Here is a 1,433-nt window from a genome sequence, read left to right as displayed (position 1 = left end):
CACGCGCCGAGCACGCCACAGACGATCAGCACGACGCCGCACACGACGCTCGCCTGTTCGAAGCCGCGCGCAACCGACGCGCCGCTCGCCTCGATCAGCATCCCGGTGACGACCGGCGCGCCGAGGCCCGCAAGCGACGCGAAGCCGTTGCTGAGCGCGAGCACGCCGCCGCGCTGCGCGTCCGGCGTCACCTCGGCGAGCATCGCGGGGCCGACCGAGTACATCGTCAGCGTCAGGCCGCTGCCGAGCGTCAGCAGCACGAGCTTCGCCGTGCGCGGCACCTCCGGCACCGGCAGCATGGCCAGCATTGCGCCGGCAACGGCGAGCGTGACGGCAATGAACGTGCCGCGCCCGTGCCGCGACGGCAGGCCGCGCGCGAGCAACGTCTGCGACAGCCATGCCAGCGCGAGACTGAGCGGCGACGTGACCGCGACGAACAGCGCGAACATGCGCCCCGCCTCGTGCGGCCCGAAGCCGAGCCCGAGCTGCAGGTAGGTCGGCATCCACGTGAGCGTCATCGCGAGAATCCAGTTCGCCGCGAAATGGCCGAGAAAGTTGCCGAGCACCGTGCGATCGGTGAGCAGCCGCCCGTACGGCACGCGTTCGCCGCCCGCCGCGCGCGGGCCGCGTGACAGCGTGCCCTCCTCGCCGACCACCGCCCACGCGATGCACCACACGGCCCCCAGCAGCGCCAGCACCGCGAAGTTCGCGCGCCAGCCCCAGTGCGACGTGACGACCGGAATCGCGAGCCCCGCGATCAGCAGGCCGAGCGCGCTGCCCTGGTGCAGCAGCGCGACCGGGAGATTGCGCCGCGTATCGGGAAACCATTTGTAGATCGCATGCGTCGCGACCGGCGACGCGGGCCCTTCGCCGATGCCGAGCAACACCCGGCACGCGATGACGACCCAGATCGAGCTTGCGACGAGCATCGGCAGTTGCAGCAGCGCCCATGCGGCCGCCATCGCGAACAGCAGCCATTTCGCGGGCCAGCGGTTCGCGGCGATACCGCCCGCGACCGCCGCGACCGCGAACAGCCAGTTGAGGCTGCCGCCGATCACGCCGAACTGCGTCGGGCTCAGATGCAGGTCGCGCATCATCGGCACCGACACGAGGCCGAGCACGACCTTGTCGAGAAAATTCACCAGCATCATCAGCGCGAGCATCGTCGCGATCGACCACGCCCGTCCGGGGCGGTACTGCGCACCATTCGTCATGGCTGTCTCCTGTTTATTTATCGTCGGCGTCCAGTGGTATCGCGCTATCCGCCACCGTGCTCGCCGGGCGCCGGCACACGGTCGTCGCCGTCCGGCAGGCCGAGCGAGAATTTCACCGGGAAGCGCACCGCGAGCGACCGGTCGGCCGCCACCTCGCGGGCGACGCCGCGTGCGCGCACGTGCGGATCGTCGAACACCGCGCCCGCGTCGGGCACACGG

The 1,433-nt window shown here is 71.0% G+C and carries 1 protein-coding gene and 1 pseudogene; both read right to left on the bottom strand.

Annotation, left to right across the window (positions count from 1 at the left end):
- A partial coding sequence (locus G3O06_RS48135; RefSeq protein ID WP_205820428.1) for an MFS transporter occupies positions 1–1,214 on the bottom strand: 1,214 nt, incomplete at its 3' end.
- A gap of 44 nt (positions 1,215–1,258) precedes the next feature.
- A pseudogene (locus G3O06_RS49550) lies at positions 1,259–1,433 on the bottom strand (CoA transferase); the annotation flags it as partial.

It is taken from the genome of Burkholderia sp. Ac-20345, assembly GCF_017104825.1.
Taxonomy (GTDB): Bacteria; Pseudomonadota; Gammaproteobacteria; order Burkholderiales; family Burkholderiaceae; genus Burkholderia; species Burkholderia lata_B.
This window is presented reverse-complemented; position numbering and strand designations above follow the sequence as displayed.